Origin of the sequence: Frigoribacterium sp. MEB024, assembly GCF_000878135.1 — a bacterium.
Lineage (GTDB): Bacteria > Actinomycetota > Actinomycetes > Actinomycetales > Microbacteriaceae > Frigoribacterium.
On record NZ_JXQZ01000028.1, the window covers coordinates 1 to 20,013 of the forward strand.

22 protein-coding genes are annotated in these 20,013 nt (G+C 70.8%); 10 read left to right on the top strand and 12 right to left on the bottom strand.

Going from position 1 to position 20,013, the window contains the following annotated elements:
• Positions 1-104: 104 nt before the first annotated feature.
• Positions 105-848, bottom strand: coding sequence for a CHRD domain-containing protein (locus tag SZ60_RS06425; RefSeq protein ID WP_231567065.1), 744 nt, complete (start codon positions 846-848; stop codon positions 105-107).
• A 248-nt stretch (positions 849-1,096) separates the two neighbouring features.
• Between SZ60_RS06425 and SZ60_RS06430 the strand changes: the two genes are divergently transcribed.
• A complete protein-coding gene (locus SZ60_RS06430; RefSeq protein ID WP_043594763.1) occupies positions 1,097-1,606 on the top strand; it encodes an RNA polymerase sigma factor in 510 nt (169 codons plus the stop codon).
• Complete coding sequence (locus tag SZ60_RS16390) at positions 1,599-2,420, top strand: hypothetical protein (protein WP_156155518.1); 822 nt, start codon at positions 1,599-1,601, stop codon at positions 2,418-2,420. The genes SZ60_RS06430 and SZ60_RS16390 overlap by 8 nt, the downstream gene beginning before the upstream one ends.
• 111 nt (positions 2,421-2,531) lie before the next feature.
• On the opposite strand, the gene SZ60_RS06440 is transcribed toward SZ60_RS16390, so the two are convergent.
• Entirely contained in the window at positions 2,532-3,569 is a 1,038-nt protein-coding gene (locus SZ60_RS06440; protein ID WP_082059921.1) for a Gfo/Idh/MocA family protein, read from the bottom strand.
• A 77-nt stretch (positions 3,570-3,646) separates the two neighbouring features.
• A complete protein-coding gene (locus tag SZ60_RS06445) occupies positions 3,647-4,492 on the bottom strand; it encodes a helix-turn-helix transcriptional regulator (protein WP_043594713.1) in 846 nt (281 codons plus the stop codon).
• Positions 4,493-4,665: 173 nt separating this feature from the next.
• On the opposite strand from SZ60_RS06445, the gene SZ60_RS06450 reads away from it, so the two are divergent.
• The 3 genes from SZ60_RS06450 (at position 4,666) to SZ60_RS06460 (ending at position 6,327) form a co-directional block, all read left to right on the top strand.
• The gene (locus SZ60_RS06450; protein ID WP_043594766.1) at positions 4,666-5,409 is read left to right on the top strand and encodes an SDR family oxidoreductase; all 744 of its coding nucleotides are present in this window, start codon (positions 4,666-4,668) and stop codon (positions 5,407-5,409) included.
• Between the two features lie 33 nt (positions 5,410-5,442).
• Positions 5,443-5,676 carry a PLDc N-terminal domain-containing protein gene (locus SZ60_RS06455; RefSeq protein WP_137848241.1) on the top strand — a complete coding sequence of 78 codons (234 nt, stop codon included), beginning with the start codon at positions 5,443-5,445 and terminating at the stop codon, positions 5,674-5,676.
• Positions 5,677-5,781: 105 nt separating this feature from the next.
• Entirely contained in the window at positions 5,782-6,327 is a 546-nt protein-coding gene (locus tag SZ60_RS06460; protein WP_043594716.1) for a GIY-YIG nuclease family protein, read from the top strand.
• A 295-nt stretch (positions 6,328-6,622) separates the two neighbouring features.
• On the opposite strand, the gene SZ60_RS06465 is transcribed toward SZ60_RS06460, so the two are convergent.
• Positions 6,623-7,825 (bottom strand): hypothetical protein, encoded by a 1,203-nt coding sequence (locus SZ60_RS06465; RefSeq protein ID WP_043594767.1) that lies wholly within the window; start codon positions 7,823-7,825, stop codon positions 6,623-6,625.
• Positions 7,826-7,928: 103 nt separating this feature from the next.
• Here SZ60_RS06465 and SZ60_RS06470 point away from each other — a divergent pair, with 103 nt between their 5' ends.
• A complete protein-coding gene (locus SZ60_RS06470; protein ID WP_082059922.1) occupies positions 7,929-10,418 on the top strand; it encodes an excinuclease ABC subunit UvrA in 2,490 nt (829 codons plus the stop codon).
• Between the two features lie 81 nt (positions 10,419-10,499).
• On the opposite strand, the gene SZ60_RS06475 is transcribed toward SZ60_RS06470, so the two are convergent.
• From SZ60_RS06475 to SZ60_RS06485, 3 genes are all read right to left on the bottom strand, one after another.
• Complete coding sequence (locus tag SZ60_RS06475; protein WP_043594718.1) at positions 10,500-11,399, bottom strand: SDR family oxidoreductase; 900 nt, start codon at positions 11,397-11,399, stop codon at positions 10,500-10,502.
• A 169-nt stretch (positions 11,400-11,568) separates the two neighbouring features.
• Positions 11,569-11,874: a DUF4190 domain-containing protein gene (locus SZ60_RS06480; RefSeq protein ID WP_043594720.1), complete on the bottom strand. Its 306-nt coding sequence runs from the start codon at positions 11,872-11,874 to the stop codon at positions 11,569-11,571.
• A 149-nt stretch (positions 11,875-12,023) separates the two neighbouring features.
• On the bottom strand, positions 12,024-12,410 hold the full coding sequence (locus SZ60_RS06485; RefSeq protein WP_043594722.1) for an iron chaperone: 387 nt from the start codon (positions 12,408-12,410) through the stop codon (positions 12,024-12,026).
• Between the two features lie 335 nt (positions 12,411-12,745).
• Between SZ60_RS06485 and SZ60_RS06490 the strand changes: the two genes are divergently transcribed.
• Positions 12,746-13,312: a recombinase family protein gene (locus SZ60_RS06490; RefSeq protein WP_043594723.1), complete on the top strand. Its 567-nt coding sequence runs from the start codon at positions 12,746-12,748 to the stop codon at positions 13,310-13,312.
• A 490-nt stretch (positions 13,313-13,802) separates the two neighbouring features.
• Here the strand turns inward: SZ60_RS06490 and SZ60_RS17855 are convergent, their stop codons facing one another.
• Entirely contained in the window at positions 13,803-14,291 is a 489-nt protein-coding gene (locus SZ60_RS17855; protein WP_369700696.1) for an AbiV family abortive infection protein, read from the bottom strand.
• A 57-nt stretch (positions 14,292-14,348) separates the two neighbouring features.
• Here SZ60_RS17855 and SZ60_RS17145 point away from each other — a divergent pair, with 57 nt between their 5' ends.
• Positions 14,349-14,573: a hypothetical protein gene (locus SZ60_RS17145; protein WP_156155519.1), complete on the top strand. Its 225-nt coding sequence runs from the start codon at positions 14,349-14,351 to the stop codon at positions 14,571-14,573.
• A gap of 28 nt (positions 14,574-14,601) precedes the next feature.
• Here the strand turns inward: SZ60_RS17145 and SZ60_RS06500 are convergent, their stop codons facing one another.
• On the bottom strand, positions 14,602-15,468 hold the full coding sequence (locus tag SZ60_RS06500; RefSeq protein WP_043594726.1) for an NAD(P)H-binding protein: 867 nt from the start codon (positions 15,466-15,468) through the stop codon (positions 14,602-14,604).
• Between the two features lie 135 nt (positions 15,469-15,603).
• On the opposite strand from SZ60_RS06500, the gene SZ60_RS06505 reads away from it, so the two are divergent.
• The gene (locus tag SZ60_RS06505) at positions 15,604-16,293 is read left to right on the top strand and encodes a TetR/AcrR family transcriptional regulator (protein WP_043594728.1); all 690 of its coding nucleotides are present in this window, start codon (positions 15,604-15,606) and stop codon (positions 16,291-16,293) included.
• Positions 16,294-16,315: 22 nt separating this feature from the next.
• Here the strand turns inward: SZ60_RS06505 and SZ60_RS17430 are convergent, their stop codons facing one another.
• Positions 16,316-16,957 (bottom strand): TetR/AcrR family transcriptional regulator, encoded by a 642-nt coding sequence (locus tag SZ60_RS17430; RefSeq protein ID WP_197073519.1) that lies wholly within the window; start codon positions 16,955-16,957, stop codon positions 16,316-16,318.
• 113 nt (positions 16,958-17,070) lie between these two features.
• On the opposite strand from SZ60_RS17430, the gene SZ60_RS06515 reads away from it, so the two are divergent.
• A complete protein-coding gene (locus SZ60_RS06515) occupies positions 17,071-18,198 on the top strand; it encodes an FAD-dependent monooxygenase (RefSeq protein WP_043594729.1) in 1,128 nt (375 codons plus the stop codon).
• A gap of 328 nt (positions 18,199-18,526) precedes the next feature.
• Here SZ60_RS06515 and SZ60_RS06520 read toward each other — a convergent pair whose 3' ends face one another.
• The gene (locus SZ60_RS06520) at positions 18,527-18,793 is read right to left on the bottom strand and encodes a hypothetical protein (protein WP_043594730.1); all 267 of its coding nucleotides are present in this window, start codon (positions 18,791-18,793) and stop codon (positions 18,527-18,529) included.
• A gap of 144 nt (positions 18,794-18,937) precedes the next feature.
• Positions 18,938-19,747, bottom strand: a complete 810-nt coding sequence (locus SZ60_RS06525) for a formate/nitrite transporter family protein (RefSeq protein WP_043594732.1) — start codon at positions 19,745-19,747, stop codon at positions 18,938-18,940.
• Positions 19,748-20,013 lie beyond the last annotated feature (266 nt).

The following is a 20,013-nucleotide window of genomic DNA, read 5'->3' on the forward strand; positions in this document are numbered from 1 at the left end:
CCGGGGCCGGCGCCGCCGTCGGTGCGGCCGCCCCGGGCGCCGCGCACCCGGTCAGGGCCAGCACGACGGCGACGACGACCGCCGGGGTCAGGGAGCGGAGCACGTCAGGCCCGGGCCGCGCGCTGACGACGGGTCAGGACGTACGCACCCGCACCGAGCAGGGCCAGCGCCCCGGCACCACCGGCTGCGAGGCCGAGACCGCCAGCCGACGCGCTCTCGGTGGCCGCGCCTCCGAGTCCGGTGTCGACGCCGCCGACGGGCACCTGCGTCAGCTGGCCGCGGACGACGCCGGCCGCGAACGAGGCCGTGTGCGAGTCGCCCGTGAAGCCGGCCGGGTTCGCCTCGAGCTGCTTCAGGCTGAAGCCGGTGCCCGTGTCGGCGCCGGCGGGGCTCATGACGCCGGTGGTGAACGGTCCCTGCAGGCAGCCGCTGCTCGTGCGCGTGCCGTCACCGCGGTCGACCGGGTTCGGGAACGCGATGCGCGGCGGACCGGCCTGGCCCTTCGCCGCCTCGTGGATGTGCGTCGCGGTCTTGGCCGGGCTCTGGTAGTCGCCGGTCACGCCGCGCAGGGTGATGTCGTAGCAGATCACCTCGGTGTCGCTGTTGACGCGGAAGTCGAACGTCCCCGTCGCACCGGGCTCGCCCGGGGTGGCGACCCCGTCGTTGTTGATGACCTGGTCGGGCGTCGCCATCACCGTGTAGGCGCTCGTGAAGGTCGACGGTTCGGGCACCTCGGTCTCGGCGAACGCGGGCGTCACGCCGAACAGGGTGACGGCGGTCGCGGCGGCACCACCGATCGTCAGGGTGCGGATGGCGGTCTTCTTGGTCGTGCGCGTCATCTTCGGCATGCTCCGGGTCCTCTCGACGGGGCGGCGCCCGGGCGGGTGCCGCTCGACAGGGCCTACGTCGGGCGGAGCCGATGCGTTCACGTCGGTCGCGAGAAAGTTCGTGCCCGGCCCGATGAACGCCGGAGGCGCGGCGGACGTACACCCCGTCGGCATCCGCGAACGGCGTGGATAGGCTGGAGGGCAGGCGGATGATCGCCGTCATGGGTCGCGCGGGGCCCGTCCCGGGCCGCGTCGCAGATCGGAGCCCGATGAGCGAGGGGTCGTCCGGTCTCGACGTCCGGGCCGCGTTCGTCGAACACGGATCGTCGTTGCTCGGTTTCGCCGTCAACGCCCTCCGCGACCGGGCGCTCGCCGAGGACTGCGTGCAAGAGACCTTCGTGCGGGCCTGGCGCGCCCGCGACTCGTTCGACGCCGACCGTGGCAGCGTCCGCACCTGGCTGTTCGCGATCGAGCGCCGCGTCGTGCTCGACGTGTACCGGGCACGCACGCGAACGCCGTCGGTCGTGCCGCTCGAGCACGCCCCCGACCCCGTGGCGACCGTGGCCGACCCGCTCGAGCGCCTGGGCATGGCCGAGGGGCTCGCCCGCCTGAGCGACGACCACCGGGCGGCCGTCGTGGCCGTCCACCTCGAGGGCCTGAGCTACCGCGAGGTCTCCGAGCGCACGGGCGTGCCCGTCGCGACCCTCCGCACCCGCGTGTTCCACGCGCTGCGCGCCCTCCGCACCCACCTCGACGACCAGGAGACGACCGATGACTGACCGCACGCCAGGGGTGGGGGCCGGTGACCACGCCGGTACCGGGGGCATCGACGGCATCGGGGACGCCGACGGCATCGGGGGCGCCCCCGGTACCGGGGGCGCCGGCGCCCGTCGCGACGAATTGACGGCCGCGGCGCTCGCGGACGACCTCTCGCCGAGCGAGCGCGTCGAGTTCGACGCGCTGCGGGCTGCCGATCCGTCGATCGACGCCGAGTTGGCGTCGCTGGGCGTCGTCGTCGGAGGGCTGTCGGACTTCGGCCGGTGGGACGATGTCGCCCCGAGCGACGGACTGCGCGAGCGCGTCGACGCCGTCGGACGGGTCGGAGACGACCCGGCGGTCTCGCACATCGGTCCGCACGTCGCCACGGCCCGGTCGGGCCGGGGTCGTCGTCCGCTGCTGATCGCCGTCGCCGCCGCGGCGTGCCTGGCGATCGGGGCCGGGGGTGGAGTCCTGCTCGCGACGCCTCGCGACACGGTGGTGGCCGGCCCGGCCGGCACCCTCGGCGCCGTCGAGCACGTGGACTTCGTCGGTCAGCCCGCCGGGGTCGACCTCGACGGAGATCTCGTCGCCCACACCTGGGGCACCGAGACCGTCCTCAGCATCGACGGCCTGCCGACGGGCTCGGCGTTCACGGTCGTGGTGGTCGGGGACGACGGACGTGAATACGAGTCCGGTGCATTCCTCGGGTCCGACGTGCGCGTCGACTGCCGGCTGAACGCCGCCGTTCTGCGGTCCGACGTCGCGTCGGTCGAGATCCGAGCCGCGGACGGCCACGACATCGCCGTCGCGTCGGTGCCGCCGGTCACGAGCTGACCCGCGCCTCGCTGCCGGGCCGACCCGCGCCTCCTGCTCTCGTCCGTCGAGATGTCACGACGTGCCGCTCCCGTCGCGCCGTGAGCCGCGACTCGTGAAGTCTCGCCGGGCTCAGACGACGGTCAAGGAGGCGCGGGTCGCCTCGATCGTCGCGAGCAGCGACCTCGAGTCGGCCAGGGAGTGCAGGGGTGAGTCGCGCAACCCGGCATCCACGAAGGACGCGAGGGCCGTCGCCTGGTACGCGAGCCCCTGGCGGCCGGTCGGGACGGTCGGGTCGTTCCAGACCGCTGACCCGGCATCGGTCGTCAGCTCGAACGTCGCGGGGAAGACGAGGTTCTGCAGGGTGCGGATCGACCCGGTCGTTCCCGAGATCGTGCCGAGCCCGGGCGACGTCGTGAGCAGGCTCGTCGCCGCGGTGGCGAGCACCCCGTCGGCCGTGCGGGTGACGACGGCCGCGTCGAGGTCGACGCCGTCGGCCCGGGTCGAGCCGGTGGCGTGCCATTCGACGGGGTGACCGGTCGCGAACTGGGTGAACCAGAACGCGTAGACGCCGATGTCGAGCAGCGCGCCGCCGCCGAGGGCCGGGTCGGTCATGCGTCCGCCGGCCGAGAGGTCGTTGGCCCAGGCGACGTCGGCGGTCGCGAGCCGCACGTCGCCGATCGCCCCGTCGTCGAGCAGCGCGGCGATGACGGTGGTGTGCGGCAGGTAGCGCGTCCAGAGTGCCTCCATCGCGAGGACGCCCGCGGCGCTCGCCGCGGCCACGATCTCGTCGGCCTCGGCCGTGCTGGTCGCCATCGGCTTCTCGATCAGGACGTGCTTGCCGGCACGGATCGCGGTCAAGGCGTCCGGCAGGTGCCGGCTGTGGGGCGTGGCCACGTAGACGACGTCGACGTCGGGGGAGGTGACCAGCGCCTCCTGGTCGCCGTACGCGGTGTCGACGCCGTGGGTGCGGGCGAACGCCTCGGCCCGGTCGAGGCTGCGCGAGGCCACGGCGACCACGCGCTGGTCGGTGTGCGCATGAAGGGCGTCGGTGAAGTCGCCGGCGATCTCGCCCGGGCCGATCACGCCCCAGCGCAGGGTCGGCCCGCCGCGCAACGGGACGGCCGTCGAGGCGGGGAATGTCGGGGTGCTCGGGGTCTGCGTGGACATGCGGTCTCCTCGGTGTCACGTCGTCGTGCGTGCGTCCATCTTCGCGGGTGCGGAGCAGGCCGGGGCGTCGAGAGCTCTCAGCCCTGCTCGGCGAACCGACCCACGCCGATCACGTCGAGCAACCGCAGCTTGGCGTCGTCGTCGGACCCGGGCGTCGCCGTCAGCACGAGCAGCGTCTGCGACTGGTCCTCGGTGAAGAGCGCCTGGCAGTCGACCTCGATCCGGCCGAGCTCGGGGTGGAGCAGCGTCTTGCGGTCGTCGAAGCGTTGGTGCACGGCGTGCCGAGCCCAGATCGTCGCGAACTCCTCGCTCGACGCGAGCAGCGCCTCCACGAGTTCTCGCGGTCGGCCTCCGCCGCCCGCCATGCTGAGCGCCGCCCGCAGCCCGGAGGCCTGCAGCTCGAGCTGGTGCGCGTGGTCCTCGACCGGGTAGGAGGCGCGCTCGGCCGGGTCGGTGAACCACCGGTGGAACGCGCTGCGGGCCAGCCCCTCGTGCCGCATCTGGTCGCCGAGCAGGGCGACCGCGAGGCGGTTCTGTGCGAGCGTCTCGGCCAGGTCGCTGAGGACGAGCGCGGGGGTGTCGACCAACCGGTCGAGCACCCGCCGCAACGCGGGACTGACGTGGTCGCCGCCGCGCGTCCGGCGAGGCGGGTGGTGGCCGGTCAGGCGGTAGAGGTGGTCGCGCTCGTCGAGGCTCAGTCGCAGCCCCCGGGTGAGGGCGACGAGCATCTGCTCGGACGGCTGCGGGCCACGCTGCTGCTCGAGCCGCGCGTAGTAGTCGGTCGACATGCCGACGAGCCCCGCCACCTCTTCACGACGCAACCCGGCGGTCCGTCGCCGCACGCCCTCGGGCAGCCCCACGTCGGACGGTCGCAGGGCCTCTCGGCGGTGGCGGAGGAAGTCGGCGAGGTCGGCGCGGTCCATGGCCCCATGCTGTCAGCCGCGGCACCCGCCAACCAGGGAGCGCCGATCCCTGGACGAGCGCTCTCTGCCGCACCGCGCCTCCCCGGGTCAGAGTGGTGGTCGTCCCCCCGACCGACGTCGGTGCGACGACCACCACCGGCCGCGCCGAGCGCGGCACACCCGAAGGAGCAACCGTGAAGATCAGCGGCAACACCGTGTTCATCCCCGGCGCCACGTCCGGCATCGGCCTGGGCCTCGCCCTGCGCCTGCAGGCCGCCGGCAACACCGTCGTCGTGGCGGGCCGACGGCGGGCCCTGCTCGACGAGATCGTCCGCGACCACCCCGGCCTCGAGGCCGTCGAGCTCGACACCACCGACCCGCAGGCCGTCGTCGACGTCTCGGCCGAGGTGCAGCGTCGTTGGCCCGAGACGAACGTCGTCATCGCGATGGCCGGCATCATGCAGACCGAGGACGTCACGACCGGCGACTTCCTCCCGACCGCCGAGGCGATCGTCACGACGAACCTGCTCGGGCCGATCCGCCTGATCGCCGCGTGGACGTCGTTCCTGCAGACGCAGCCCGCCGCCTCGATCGTCACCGTGTCGTCGGGGCTCGCGAGCGTGCCGCTGCCGATCACGCCGACCTACAACGCGACCAAGGCCGCGATCCACTCGTTCAGCGAGGGCATCCGCGTGCAGCTCGCCGACACGAGCGTGCAGGTCGTCGAGCTCGTGCCGCCGGCCGTGCAGACCACCCTTCTCGGCCAGCAGGACGACCCGTCGGCCATGCCGCTCGACGAGTACCTCGACGAGACCATGGCCCTGCTCGAGGCACAGCCCGACGCCCACGAGATCCTGGTCGAGCGCGTGAAGTTCCTGCGCAACGCCGAGGCCGAGGGGCGCTACGACGCGGTGCTGGCGCGGCTCAGCGGTCACTGAGGCAGGCTGAGGTCAGCACCCTAGGCTGGGTGGATGAGCACATGGGGTGACTGGGGTCCGGCGGTGGTGGCGATCGTCGTGGCCGTCGTGTACCTCGTCATCGTCGTCAGCATCGTGCGTGCCGTCCGACGTCGCGCCGACACGACGCAACTCGAGCGCACGGTCTGGACGGTCGCCGCCGTCCTCTTCCCGCTCGGTGCCGGTGCGGTCTGGCTGCTGCTCGGGCCGCACCCGCTCGGGCTGCGCATCGACCACGAGCAGGACTGAGCCGGGCCCGGCCGGCCGGGTGTCGGTGGCCGCACCTAGCCTGCGGGGGTGACCAGCCCGACGCCCCGACCCGACGACACCTGCCGAGGAGGCGCGGGTCGGCTGATGGACCGCTCCTGCGGTCGTCCGGTCGACCCGTCGTCACCCGTGCCGCTCTGTGACCGGCACCTCGCACTCGCCGCCGACTGGGCCGCCTCGCTCGAGGGGTCGGGCGAGGGAGTGACCGACCTGCTGCCGTCCCCCTGCCTCGCCTGCGGGTCGCGGCTCGGCGTGCACTGGCCGTCGGGGTGGCTCTGCGCTGTCTGCGAGTGGCGTCACGGCGACGTGCCTGACGGCGAGATCGGGGTCGTGCGGATCGACGTCGTCTACTACATCCGCTTCGACGACCGCATCAAGATCGGCACCTCGTCGAACCCCCGACAGCGGCTGGGCACGCTCTGGCACGACGAGCTGCTGGCCTTCGAGCGTGGCGACCGCCTGGTCGAACGGCGGCGGCACGGGCAGTTCGCGGCGTCCCGGTTCGGCCGCACCGAGTGGTTCGCGCACAGCGCCGAGCTCGACGCCCACGTCGCGGGCCTGGCGCAGGGCGTCGACGACCCGTGGCAGCGCTACGCCCGCTGGCGCAGCGAGGCGCTGGCCCTGCGCGGCTGAGCCCGACTGGCGACGGGCGGAACCCGGCCGGGGTGCCGGCTGGCGACGGGCCGAACCCGACCGGGGTGCCGGCTGGCGACGGGCCGAACCCGACCGGGGCGCCGGCTGGCGACGGGCCGAACCCGACCGGGGCGCCGGCCGGTTGCGTACCAATCCCGACACTGCGGGTGCGACACGCCGCTCAGCATTCCCTCTGGAGTGCTTGTCTGCCTTGGGTTGTCGCGATTTGCACACCAGGGGGCACGAGAGCGGTCGGGTCGGGAGACTCCGGGCAGGGGCGTCCCGGGGCGCGGGCTCAGCGGCGCAGGTAGGCGTCGACGAGCAGCGGGCCGCGGATGGCACGCAGCTCGTCGAGCAGCAAGGGCACCGTCTGCCGCGTCAGCCCCGACAGCTGCAGGTCGTGGGGGCCGAGCGCGGGCAGCTTTCCGGTCCGGAGCCGCACGACCTCCCAGCCGGCGGCCCGCAGTGCGGCGTCCTTGCGGCGGTCGGCGGTCTCGCGGTGCCCGACGTGTTCGAGCCCGTGCCGCCCCGTCGAGTCGTACTCGATCGCGACCCGCAGTTCGCTCAGCACGATGTCCGGCCACACCTCGACGTGGTCGAAGAACGGACGCCCCACGCGCACCGCGTTCAGGCCGGGCTCGAACTCGAGCCGGGCCGTCAGTTCTGCCCGCAGTTCGGCCTCGACCGCCGACGCCGGCTTCGGGGCACACGCGCTGACGAAGGGTGTGCCGGTCGGCAGCGCCGGCGTCTTGTCACACACCGGCCGGGAGGCGCGGGACGGTCGGGAGGCGCGGGTCGGCCGCGAGGCACGGGTCGGCGGAGACGCGGGCTCGGTCCGGGCGGCCTCGGCGGGCGGGGAGGGACGCTCGGTGCGGGCGACCTCGGTGGGCGGGGAGGCGCCCTCCGCGGGGGACGCGCGGGAGGGCTCGGGACTGCGGCTCGCATCCGCGCGCGGAGTCGTCGAGGGCAGGCCCGTGCTCGAGCCGCGGCGACGCCGGGGCGGGGGTGACGGGGCCGTCGGCACCGCGCCTCCTGCGCTCTGGGCCGCCCAGGCCTGAGCCGGTGCCGCCCAGGACTGACCCGGTGCCGGCGAGTCCTGCGCCGGTGCGCTCGCGCCCTGCGCCGGCATGCCCTCGGCCTGCGCCCGGACGACCGCCGCCGGCGCCATCGGCGGCCGCATCGGCAGCGCGCGCGGCGCGGCGAGTTCGCTGCACTCGGGGCACCACGACGACCGGCGTCGCTCGCGCCCGGGGCGATGCCGCTGTTCGTCGGGGGTGGCGACGAACACGTGGCCCGCGTCGCAGAGCCAGCACAGCCACACGTCGGCCGCGGGCGGGATCTGGCTGAGCACGATGCCGCCGTTGTGTTCGGGCCGGTACTGCCGCACGAGCACCGGGTACGACGCCCAGGCCTCGCGATAGCTGCCCACCGGGTAGGGCACGGCGAGGCCGCGCGACGTCCGGCGTCGCGCCCACCAGGCGGCGATCGGCTCGGGCACGCGCACACGCTACGACGGGCCACCGACACTCGCGCTCCGGCCGGCCCGAGCCGAGCCGGCCCGACCCGGCCCGACCGCCGCCGACACCCGTAGCATCGACCGAATGCCCGACACCGCACCTCCCGACGTGCCCACGCCCGCGATCGACGTGCCCACCCCGGCGACCGACACCCCCGCCGACACCCCCGCCGACGTCCACGCCCGCGGTTTCGTCCGCGTCCGCGGCGCCCGCGAGAACAACCTGCGCGCGGTCGACGTCGACGTCCCGCGCGACAGCATCGTCGCCTTCACCGGCGTCTCGGGGTCGGGCAAGTCGTCGTTGGCCTTCGGCACGATCTTCGCCGAGGCGCAGCGCCGCTTCTTCGAGTCGGTTGCCCCCTACGCGCGGCGGCTGATCGCCCAGGGCGGCGCCCCGCACGTCGACGAGATCACCGGCCTGCCCCCGGCCGTCGCCCTGCAGCAGCGCCGCGGCGCCCCGAGCTCGCGGTCGACCGTCGGCACCCTGACCACCCTGTCGAACTCGATGCGGATGCTCTACTCGCGGGCCGGCAGCTACCCCGCGGGGGCCGACCGGCTCGAGTCGGACTCGTTCTCACCGAACACCGTCGCCGGGGCCTGCCCGCGCTGCCACGGGCTCGGCATCGCGCACGAGGTGACCGAGGCGTCGGCCGTCCACGACCCCGGCCTGAGCATCCGCGACGGCGCGATCACCGCCTGGCCGGGAGCCTGGCAGGGCAAGAACCTCCGCGACGTCACGAGCGTGCTCGGCTACGACATCGACCGCCCCTGGCGTGACCTGCCGCAGGCCGATCGCGACTGGCTGCTCTACACCGACGAGCAGCCCGTGGTCGAGGTGACCCCTCAACGCGACCGCGTCGCCAAGCCGTACAAGGGCCGCTTCTGGAGCGCCCGCGCCTTCGTCATGCACACCCTCGCCGACTCGCAGAGCGAGACCCAGCGCACCAAGGTGCTGCAGTACGTCGAGAGCGGGCCCTGCTCGCTCTGCGGCGGCAGTGGCCTCACCCGGGCGGCGCTCGCCGTGACCTTCGCCGGTCGCACGATCGCCGAGCTGAACGCCCTGCCGATCGCCGAGCTGGGCGACGTCCTGCGGCCGACGGCGACCCTGACGAGCGCGTCGGCCGCTGTGTCGAACGCGTCCTCGGGCGAGGTCACCGAGGTCGCCGTCCGCATCGCCGCCGACCTGCTGGCGCGGACGACCGTGCTCGACGACCTCGGGCTCGGCTACCTCAGCCTCGGCCGCGCGACGCCGACCCTGTCGCCGGGCGAGATGCAGCGGCTCCGCATCGCGACGCAGCTGCGCTCGGGCCTGTTCGGCGTCGTCTACGTGCTCGACGAGCCGAGCGCCGGCCTGCACCCCGCCGACGCCGAGTCCCTCGTCGAGGTGCTCGAACGGCTGCGGGCCAGCGGCAACTCGGTGTTCGTCGTCGAGCACGACATGAGCATCGTGCGTCGTGCCGACTGGGTCGTCGACGTCGGCCCGGGGGCCGGAAGCCAAGGAGGCGCGGTGCTCTACAGCGGGCCCGTCGCCGGGCTCGCCGGGGTCACCGACTCCGTCACGAGGCGGTTCCTCGACCCCTCCGCCGACGGTCGCGCCCGGGGCGGGGCGCCCGTCCGCCGCGAACCGACCGCCACCCTCGAACTGCGCGGCGTCATCCGGCACAACCTCGACGGCGTCGACGTCGACCTGCCGCTCGGCGTGCTGACCGCGGTCACGGGGGTGTCGGGCTCGGGCAAGTCGACCCTGGTCGGCGGCGTGCTGGCCGAGACGGCGACGAGCCACGCGCGGGTCGACCGCGTCGTGCAGGTCGACCAGAAGCCGATCGGCCGGACCCCGCGGTCGAACCTCGCGACGTACACGGGACTGTTCGACGCCGTGCGCCAGGCCTTCGCCGCGACCGACGAGGCGCGTGCCCGGGGCTACGGCGCCGGACGCTTCTCGTTCAACGTCGCCGGGGGCCGCTGCGAGGTCTGCCAGGGCGAGGGGTTCGTCTCGGTCGAGCTGCTCTTCCTGCCCGGCAGCTACTCGCCCTGCCCCGAGTGCCACGGAGCCCGCTACAACGCCGAGACGCTCGAGGTCACCTGGCACGACGCGACCGTGGCGGACGTGCTCGCGATGACGGTCGACGAGGCGGCGACGTTCCTCGCCGAGGTGACCAGCGCCTCACGGGCCCTCGAGACGTTGCGGCAGGTCGGGCTCGGCTACCTGAGACTCGGTCAGCCGGCCACCGAACTCTCGGGCGGCGAGGCGCAGCGCATCAAGCTCGCGACCGAACTGCAGCGGGCACGGTCGGGCCACACGCTCTACCTGCTCGACGAGCCCACCACGGGGCTGCACCCGGCCGACGTCGAGCTGCTCGTCACGCAGCTGCAACTGCTGGTCGACGCGGGCAACACCGTCGTCGTGGTCGAGCACCACATGGGTGTCGTGGCGGCGTCCGACCACGTGATCGACCTCGGTCCCGGGGGAGGGGATGCGGGGGGACGCGTGCTCGCCGTCGGCACGCCCGAGCAGGTGGCCGGGGCGACCGGCAGCCGCACCGCGCCGTACCTCGCGGCGGCGCTGCCCGCCTGACCCGGCGAGAGCCGGGACGCCGAGAACCGAGGAGGCGCGGTGCAGCCGACCCGCGCCTCCTCGGTGTCGTCGTCGGTCGGGCTACGGCGAGACCATGCCGCCGTTGACGTTGAGCGTCTCACCCGCGACGAAGCTCGACTCGGCCGACGCGAGGAACACGTAGGCCGGAGCCTGCTCGGCGGGCTGGCCGGCGCGGCCGAGCGGGGCCTCGCTCGAGCCGAACTCGGGCAGCGACTCGGGGTCGACGCCGTCGGTCACCTGCAGCACGGTCCAGGTCGGGCCGGGCGCGACGACGTTGACGCGGATGCCCTTCGTGATGAGCTGCTGCGCCATGCCCTTCGACAGGTTGTTGACCGCACCCTTGGTGGCGGCGTAGTCGAGGCGGTCGGGCGCGGGCGTGTGGGCCTCGGCCGAGGCGGTGTTGATGATCGTCGAGCCGGGGGCGAGGTGCGGCACGGCGGCCTTGACGATCCAGAACGGCGCGTAGACGTTGGTGCGGAAGGTCAGGTCGAACTGCTCGTCGGTGATGTCGGCGATGTCCTCGTGCCAGACCTGCTTGCCGGCGACGTTGACGACGGCGTCGAGGCCGCCGAGTCCGTCGACCGCCTTCTGGACGAGTTCACGACAGAAGGAGGCGCTGGTCAGGTCCCCGGGGATCGCCACGGCCTTCTGCCCCGCGGCCTCGATCAGCGCGATGACGTGGTCGGCGTCGGACTGTTCGCTCGGCAGGTAGTTCAGGGCGACGTCGGCACCCTCGCGGCCGTAGGCGATCGCGACGGCGGCGCCGATGCCCGAGTCGGCACCCGTGATGAGGGCCTTGCGACCCTGCAGGCGTCCCGTGCCGCGGTAGGTCTCCTCGCCGAGGTCGGGGACGGGAGTCATCTGCGACTGCAGGCCGGGCTCGTCCTGGTGCTGCACCTCGGGGCTGATCGTGGGGTAGAGCGTGCGCGGGTCGGCGAAGGTGTACTGGTCGCGGGTCATGCGGGGTCCTCTCTGGTTCTGGGGTGCCCTGGACGCTACGCCGGACCGCCTCCGCCGAAGCGGCGGGTTCGGGGTACGGGCCCGGACGCAGCGGACGAGTGGCCGCGGATCGTGCTCGCCGTGGTGGCGGAGGACGATCGGCGACCACTCGTCCGGGTCGTCGTGCGGGTCAGAGGCCCTGGGTCATGATCAGCGCGCCGGCGATCATCGAGCCGATGTTGGCCAGGATGCCGACGAAGCCGAGCACGATGCCGACCGTCGCCATGGTGCGGGCGGCGGGCTCGCGCTTGCGCGACATGAAGCCGAGCACGACGGCCGCGATGGCCAGCAAGATCCACAGGACGGGCAGGAACAAGCAGAAGACGATGCTGACGATGCCGAAGACGAGCGACAGGACGCCCATCGTCTTCTTCGTCGTCGTGGCGGGGCCGGTGGCGCCGGGGCCGGGGCCGGGGTAAGGGGTGGCGTCGGTCATGTCGGGTCTCCTCGGAATCGGGGTGAGCTTTTCTCGTCGACGCTAGCGACTTTCGGGGTGTGAGGGCCGCGCGGTCGGCCGGCGCGACCCGACGCGGCGCAAGGAGCGGTGGCGGGCGCGGCGGGTCGTCGGCGGAGTGCGGGGGCCCGTCAGCGGGTGACCGCGAAAGCCGGAGGAGGCGCGTCCACCGTCGTCGCCGTGCCGCACGCGATGGCGTGGCTGATCCGTTCGACGAGTTGGTCGGGGACGGGGCGGCCCCAGCCGAAGGCGACGGTGTCCTTGGCGCGTCGGTGGGGTGAGACGTCGCCTTCGAGGGCTTCGTCGAACCGGGGGACGGGGTAGATGCCGAGGTGGCGGGTCCAGGCCGCGAAGTAGAGCGTCTGCCCCTCGTCGAAACGGATGGCCGGCATGCCGTACCGGAGGCTCTCGACGCCTCCGGCGCACCCGGAGTGGATGGCCCGTCGCACCCGTTCGAGGGCTTCGCGCTTCTCGGGCGGGAACCCCGCGATGTACTGATCGACCACGCTGTCGCTCATGACGAGTCCTCTCGTTCGCTGGGCACCAGTGTGCGACGGAACGAGCGCGGGCGCCAGCCCCCGGGTCGAGCGCTCGTCTGCGCTGGACCGCTCGCTCGGGGCGCATCCGGACCTGCTGCGTACGTCGCCGGCCAAAAGGCGGCGCTCCCCTCGCTTTCGACGGACGAGTTCGTGGGAGCCGGTTCTGCTGGTGGTCGATGGACGGTCGTTCATCGGGACACCTTCTCGAGCCCTTTTCGGCCATGCGAGGTCACGTGGCGCCTGGCCTGCGGATTCGCGTATGCCTGTCCCGCAAAAATGCCCGGTGACGGGGGTCTAAACGCTACAGTCGTCGGATGCTCATCGGATACGCCCGCGTGTCGACCTCGGGACAAGACCTCGCAGCACAACGTGACGGTCTCGCAACACTGGGTGTTGATGATCAACACGTCCACGTTGACCACGGTCTCTCGGGGACCACTCGAGCCCGGCCCGGGCTCCGAGAAGCGCTGGCCGCGTGCCGCTCCGGCGACGTCCTGGTCGTCACCAAGCTCGACCGCCTCGCCCGCTCGCTGCGCGACGCGACCGACATCGCCGACGAGCTGACGAAGAAGGGCGTCTCGCTCAACCTCGGGGGAGCGGTCTACGACCCCACCGACCCCGTCGGCCGGCTCCTGTTCAACGTCCTCGGCATGGTCGCCGAGTTCGAGGCGGACCTAATCCGTGCCCGAACCCGCGAGGGGATGGCGATCGCCAAGGCCGCCGGCAAGCTCCGCGGCCGAAAGCCCAAGCTCACCCCGTCGCAGGAGAAGCACCTCGTGCAGCTGCACCGCACCGGCGCGCACACGACGAGCGAGATCGCGGAGCTGTTCGGCGTCGCCCGCTCGACCGTCTACCGAGCCATCCAGCGTGCGGCCCCGTGAAGGCGGGCGACTAGTCAACAGCGCGCTGATGGTCGCGTGGGGACGCCCCACGTTGTTCCTAACTCGGGGGGTGCTCGTCTGACACGTTTTCCGCGTCGAGTTCTTTGCGTAGCAGGTGTAGTTCGCGTGTCTCCGCTTCGTAGCCCCGACGTCCAAGGTGATCGAATGAGTTACTGGGCAGGCGTATTCGGTATGGCGAGTTGTTTAGCGTGCGCCCAGGCGTGCCTTCTTGCATCGAGGTCAGCATTCGCTCGATCAAGTCGGACTCCACCCTGGATGATCGCGCGAGCAACGTTCGGAAGCTTTCTATCTCGTCACTTTCCGCTGGAGCCACACCGTGTTCTTCCTCGGCCTGGCGTTTGGCTTCGATGTGCTCTCCAAGTCGAAGCTGCCAACCGATTTGGTGCACCTGTGCGATGACGATGCGAAGGGCGTGTTCGTCAGTTGTTGCAGCTGGGTCAAGGACGTTGCCAACCTTGTCCAGATCTACTTAGAAGCCGCGTTGTTTCGCGCGGTCTTGACGGCGCGACCAAGCGCGAATTGCTCCGAGAGCTTGGGTGTTCTCCTCGGGGTCTGGAGGTTCTTCGCCGAACCAGTACCGTTCCTCGGCCAGGAACTGGTGCACGAGAGAGAGCTTCTTGTCGTGTGAACTCCAGAGTTCCTGAAGGTCAGCCGTCACGAAAGGTTCGCCTTCCGTGGCGTACGCAATGGCGACGCGACGATCGTGTAGGGCAATCGCCTTCCCTGATTCCTCGAGCGCAAGGATCGCAAGGGACCGGGCAAGGGGAACGTTGGACTCGAGAAGGTTCGTCGCAGCGGTCAAAAGCTGATTCGCGTTAGCCAACAGGGCGTCTTGGACGGCAACGACTTGCTCTGGGCTGAGGGGCGGCAGCTCGCGAGTTGGCATGCCCCATTCTCTGTCGCAAGCGACGACGCGATGGAGATGGCTGTCGCTCGGGCTGACAATACAGCCAGGCATCGTCACGAATTGTTCGGAAAGGGATCGCCTACTGGGTACCCTGACTAACCTGCTCCTATGGGGATCACCAGGCCGGAAAAGCGTCTTCGGAACGCGCAGAGCGTTGTCCTGATCGGCTCGCTGATCGCGGCGGTCGTCGTGGTCGTCCTGCTCGTCTTTGCTGGTGCCCCACAGTGGATTGCCATGCCTGCCGGGCTTCTCGTGTACCTCGTCTGCTGGCGCCTGACACTTCGAATCGTTCGTCGACGAAGCGACGCGGACCTCGATCGTGGTGCCCGATAGACGATCGGCCTGTGGGACGAGATGTTTCTTAGTGGCCGGTCGTCGCGAGCTGCGCAGTAAGCAGGTCGCGGACGGACGCGGGCTCGCGACTGAGGACCTTGCCCAGCAAGGGGTCGGTGCCGGCAAAGAACCCGCCGGCGGCGGCGCGGTACATGTCGAGCATGAAGCGTGCCATGAACTCCGGCTGCCCCGAGGACACCTGGTGTGCGACCCAGTTGTCGTCCCCGAGCACCACGGTCTCGACTGGTCGCCCGGCGACGTCGGCAGCGATCGCTGCGACGTCCGCGAACGTGGGAGCCGCGGGGGCGGTCAGGGTCGTCGGCCCGTCGTAGTCGCCGTCCGACAGCAAGATGTGCGCGGCGGCTTCGGCCGCGTCTTCCCGGGCGGTCCACGACACGGGCCCGTCGGCAGGGACCGTGATGACGCCCGTCTCGCGCCAGTCGCCGAGGAACCAGGTCAGGCTGTGCGCGTAGAAGCCGTTGCGAAGCGACGTCCAGGCCAGTCCCGATTCGGCGAGCAGCCGTTCGGTGGCCGCGTGGTCGCGGCCCGGTCCGAAGGGGGTGTCGGGTGCCGCTCCCTGGTGGCTCGTGTAGAGGACCCGGCCGACACCGGCAACCACTGCTGCTTCGACGGCGTTGCGGTGCAGTGCGACGGCGTCGTCGTGCGGGTCGCTCGCCGAGACGAGGAGGAGCTGGTCTGCTCCGGCGAAGGCGGCGGGCAGGGACGCAGGGTCGGCGTAGTCGCCCATCCGCACCTCGACTCCGCGCTCCGCGAAGTGGACAGCCTTGGCCGCGTCGCGGGCGACGATGGCGATCTCGGATGCGGGAAGGGTTTTCAGGAGGTGCTCGACGGTGGAGCCGTTCAGGGCGCCCGTGGCGCCGGTGATGATGATCATGGAGGTGGGCCTCTCGTCGAACCGCGACCAGATATCAGCGGAACGCTCGCAAGAGTATCGTCGGAATCACGCCGATAGCAAGAGGGCGGTATCGTTGATTCTGTGACTGACGAAACCGTTCCTGTCGACACACGGATGCGCATCGTCGAGGTCGCTGCCCGGTTCCTCCGTGAGCAGGGCCCGGGCGCTGTTACGACGCGGGGCGTGGCGCAGGCCGCTGGCGTCCAGGCCCCCGCGATCTACCGGCTTTTCGGTGACAAGGACGGCTTGCTCGAGGCCGTTGCTGAGCACGTCATGGCGTCCTTTGTCGCGGACAAGGCCTCGACCGTGGCTGCCGCTGCCGCGGCGGATGTCGATCCAGTGGAGGAGCTCTGCGACGGGTGGCGTCGTCAGGTCGAGTTCGGTCTCGAGAACCCGGCTCTCTTCGCTTTGCTCAGCGACTCGCGTCGTGTCGCGGGCTCGCCTGCTGCTCGCCTGGGCAAGGACGTCCTTGTTGCTCGTGTCCGCCGGGTCGCCGCCGCCGGGCGCCTCGCGGTGCCGGAGGCGCGAGCGGTCGGACTCATCCAATCGGCGGGAGTGGGCGTCATCACGACGATCCTTGCCACGCCTCCTATCGAGCGTGATCCCGGGCTGGCGGATGCCGTGTTCGAGGGCGTCCTGGCGCAGATCCTGACGGATGCGCCTGTGGCGGCTCGGTCAGGTCATTTAGCTGCAGCCGTCGCGTTCCGCGCCGTCGCTCCCGAGCTCAACCAGCTAAGCGACCCCGAGCGACGCCTTCTCGGGGAATGGCTCGACCGGATCATCTCCGTGCCGACCGCCCGGTAAGGGGTGGTCTGCCGAGACGCGTTCAGGTGGCGTGCTCCCTGTGCCACCAGGTCGACAAGTGGTCGAGGGTCGCCGTGGCCGCGCCGTCCAGACGCTCGCGAGTGTCTCCCCGATGAGCATCCGACAGGACCGCATCGCCGATGCTCGCGGTGGTCTGCTGCACCACCGAGACGAGCGCGGCCGCGTACGCCCGCTCGGACATCGCGTTCGGTCCCGTACCTGCGAGTTCAGCTGCCACCACGGTCGTGACGTCGTCGTAGAACTCCAGGGCCCGACGTCGGAGCAGCGCACTGAGCCGACACTGCGCGGGGAACTCGCCCTTGGCCAATCCCTCGTCGTCCTCGACGTACCGATCGATGTCCTCGAGGATGAGGGAGCGCAGGGCATCGGCGGGTGACTGCTGGGGGTCTCGCCGGGAGATCGCACCCCGGATCTTCTCGAGCACGTCGTCTGCTCGGTCGAAGACGAGGTCGGGCTTGGTCGGGAAGTAGTTGTAGACCGTCGGCTCCGACACGCCCGCGGCGACCGCGATGTCCGCGACGGACACTTCGTCGTACCCGTGCTCCGCGAAGAGCCGAGCCGCCACATCGCCCAGACGCTCGCGGGTCTCTCGCTTCTTGCGTTCTCGGAGCCCTGATCCGGCACCCATGCTCGCTTGCTCCATGGCACCAGTCTGCCACGAAACATAAAGTGACCCAAAGTTTCTGCTACTGTCGGCCTCACCAGAATGTTTGGGTAACTATAAGTTGGGCAGGAGCCGGGAAACGAGGACGATCGATGAACACGCGCACGCAGGAACAGGTGTTGATCTCGGGAGCGAGCTTCGCGGGTCTCGCGACAGCGTTGTGGATGCGTCGGCTCGGTTACGAGGTCACGATCGTCGAGAGCGGATCCGGGTTGAAGCGCGGCGGCACCCCCGTCGACATCCGCGACGACACCATCGCGATCGTCGAACGGATGGGCCTGCTCGAGGAGATCCGAGCGAAGGCGCTCGTTCCTCGCGTGACCAAGTTCACGACACCGGAGGGAGAACTCATCGCGCGGATGGACCCGGAACCGCCTACGGACGACTCGGCCGGCGACGGCTACGAGATCCACCGAGACGATCTGCTCGACATCCTCGCCGCCGCGACGGAGGGGGAAGTCGAGATGCTGTGGGGCAACTCCATCAGGTCGCTGACCGAGCCCGACGAGGACAGTGTCCACGTGGTCTTCCGCAACGGCACAGAGCGGGACTTCACGATGGTGATCGGGTGCGACGGCAACCACTCGGCGGTGCGACGACTGCGCTTTGGCCAGGAAGCGCTCCACACCCACTTCCTGCAGACGTACTTCTCCGTCGCCACCCTCGACCACCTCGTCATCGACCGCCAGACGACCCAGATCACCAACGCGCCCGGCGTGACGATGCTGGTGAACTCCTACGACACCACGACCGACCTCGTGCTCGGCTTCCGATCCGAGCACGAGATCCCCTACGACCACCACGACGTCGACCAGCAGAAGCGCATCCTCCGAGAGCACCTGCTGCAGGCTGGCGCACCGTTCTCAGACCACATCGACGAGGCAGTCAACGTCGACACCTTCTACTTCGACAAGCTCAGTCAGATCAAGATGCCGGCGTGGACGTCCGGACGCATCGCGCTCGTCGGCGACGCCGGCTACTGCGCATCACCTGCCGCGGGCATGGGTGGATCACTCGCCATCATCGGCGCCACTGCCCACCACGACGCTTTCCGAGCTGCTGACGGCGACGTCGAGCAGGCGTTCGTCGAGTACGAACGCGCACTCCGGCCGATCGTCGAGAAGATCCAGCACGACGCCGAACACTTCGGCGTCAGCAGCTACTTCCCCGCTACCGACGAACAGATCCGGGCCCGCAACGACATGCTGCTCGGGCACTGAGCAGCGATCACCCCACAGAGGAGAACTCGCTGTCCATCAGCGACGCGGCGTCCGGTGGTCGATCGCCTGCCGGGCTGTGTTCCGGTGAGTCGGAGGGGCGGTGGCGGCGATCGCTTGGCTCCCCGTCTCGATCCGATCGCCGACCAGGACGACACGCTGACCGGGGGAGAACAGGTCTTGCCGGGCCGACAGAGTGCGTCGGTTGCCCCGACATTCCGCTGATCGGAGCATCGACCACGTGTCGGCAGCGCCCTCGATCCACCGACAGTCGACAGCCGACAGCCGACAGGCAGTAAGTCGCTCGTCCCGCAGAACCGCGGGGAACCCGTCAGGCGTCCGTGGCGGGCGGTGCCGGACGGGGGTGCCGGATCGTCGCGACCGTGCCGATGATGCAGACCGCCGCCAGGACGGTCAGCCCGGCCAGGACCAGGGCCCCGACGACGGACGTGCCCCCGTTCTGCACCACCCCGACCAGAGCCTGGACCGCGCAGACGAGCCAGAAGAACGCACCGATTCCCCAGCCGACGGAGGACCCGCGAAAGGTCGGTCGTTGCAGTCGGAGTCGACCTCTCGGGTGTTCCGTGTCCTCGTCCATGCTCACTCCCTCGACGTCATCGGCACTTTCACCGTACGTCGAGTGCCGAGATGGTTCAAGGAGGTGCGCGACGGTCGAGCGCGCCGTCACGGTCCGGTGCGACGGCGAGGTCCGGCCGAGGAGAATCCGCGCCCCGGCGCCTCCCTACTCGTTCTCGTCCCGCGCCTTCGAGAAGAGCTCCTTCGTGCGGAGCAGCCGCAGCGAGGTGACGAGCACGAGCCCCCCGAGGATGTTGAAGAGCAGCGTGTAGCCGAACCACCCTGCCCACTGGGCGTAGGTGACGTCACTGCCCGCCTGGATGGCCCCGAAGATGAGGAGCGAATCGAGGATCGAGTGGAACAGCTGCAGACCGGCCAAGAGGAAGGCCCCGGCGACGGCGGCCGCGATCTTCGCGGGCTCGGAGGTGGTTCCGTGCTGCATGCGGGTCATCAGCGTGATCGTGCTGCCGCCGAGGACGGCCAGGATCACGGTCTGCAATGAGAACGGAGCGTCCACGAAGTGGTGAGCCGACTCGTCGAGGGTCGTGTGCCATTCGGGGAAGGCCTGGACGACGAGCCACATGAAGATCCACCCGCCGGCGAGGTTGGCGACCAACGTGGCGCCCCAGAGCTTGAGGAGTTGCAGGAACGTGCCCTCCTTCGCCGCGAGTGCGGCGATCGGCAGGAGGAAGTTCTCGGTGAAGAGCTCCGAGTGCGCCAGGAGCAGGGCGAGGAACCCGATGCTGAACGCCAGGCCCGCCAGAAGGTGGCTGCCCGTCTCGGTCAGCACGGCGAGCATCGCCATGATGCCCAGACCGACCTCGAGGCCTCCGAAGAAGCCCGTGATGAGCGTGGTGCGGAGTGTGCGGTGCAGGCGTTCGGCACCCTCTTCCACGGTTGCGTCGAACGATTCGTCGAGTTCGTCCTCGAGGGGTTCGTCCGACTCGCCCAGTTCTCGCCGACGTCGTTCGCTCATCGCTCGTTCCTTCCCTGGAGACGAGTCTCGTCCTCGGGGTGAACAGTAGAGGCGAAGTGGATCGCGTGTGACGCTGCTCCCTCGAGCACCGCTGGTACCAAAAGGTTCGGCTTAAGTCCATATCTGTCGTGGATCACGGGCCGAGGAGCAGGCTCGACGTGCCTTGAGGGTGGTTCAGGTCCTCAAGTGAGCGGCTGCACCCGTCGGGTTCGGTGTGAGCTGCCGGCGACAGGGTCCCGTTCGGGTCGGGACCCTGTCGCCCTTCC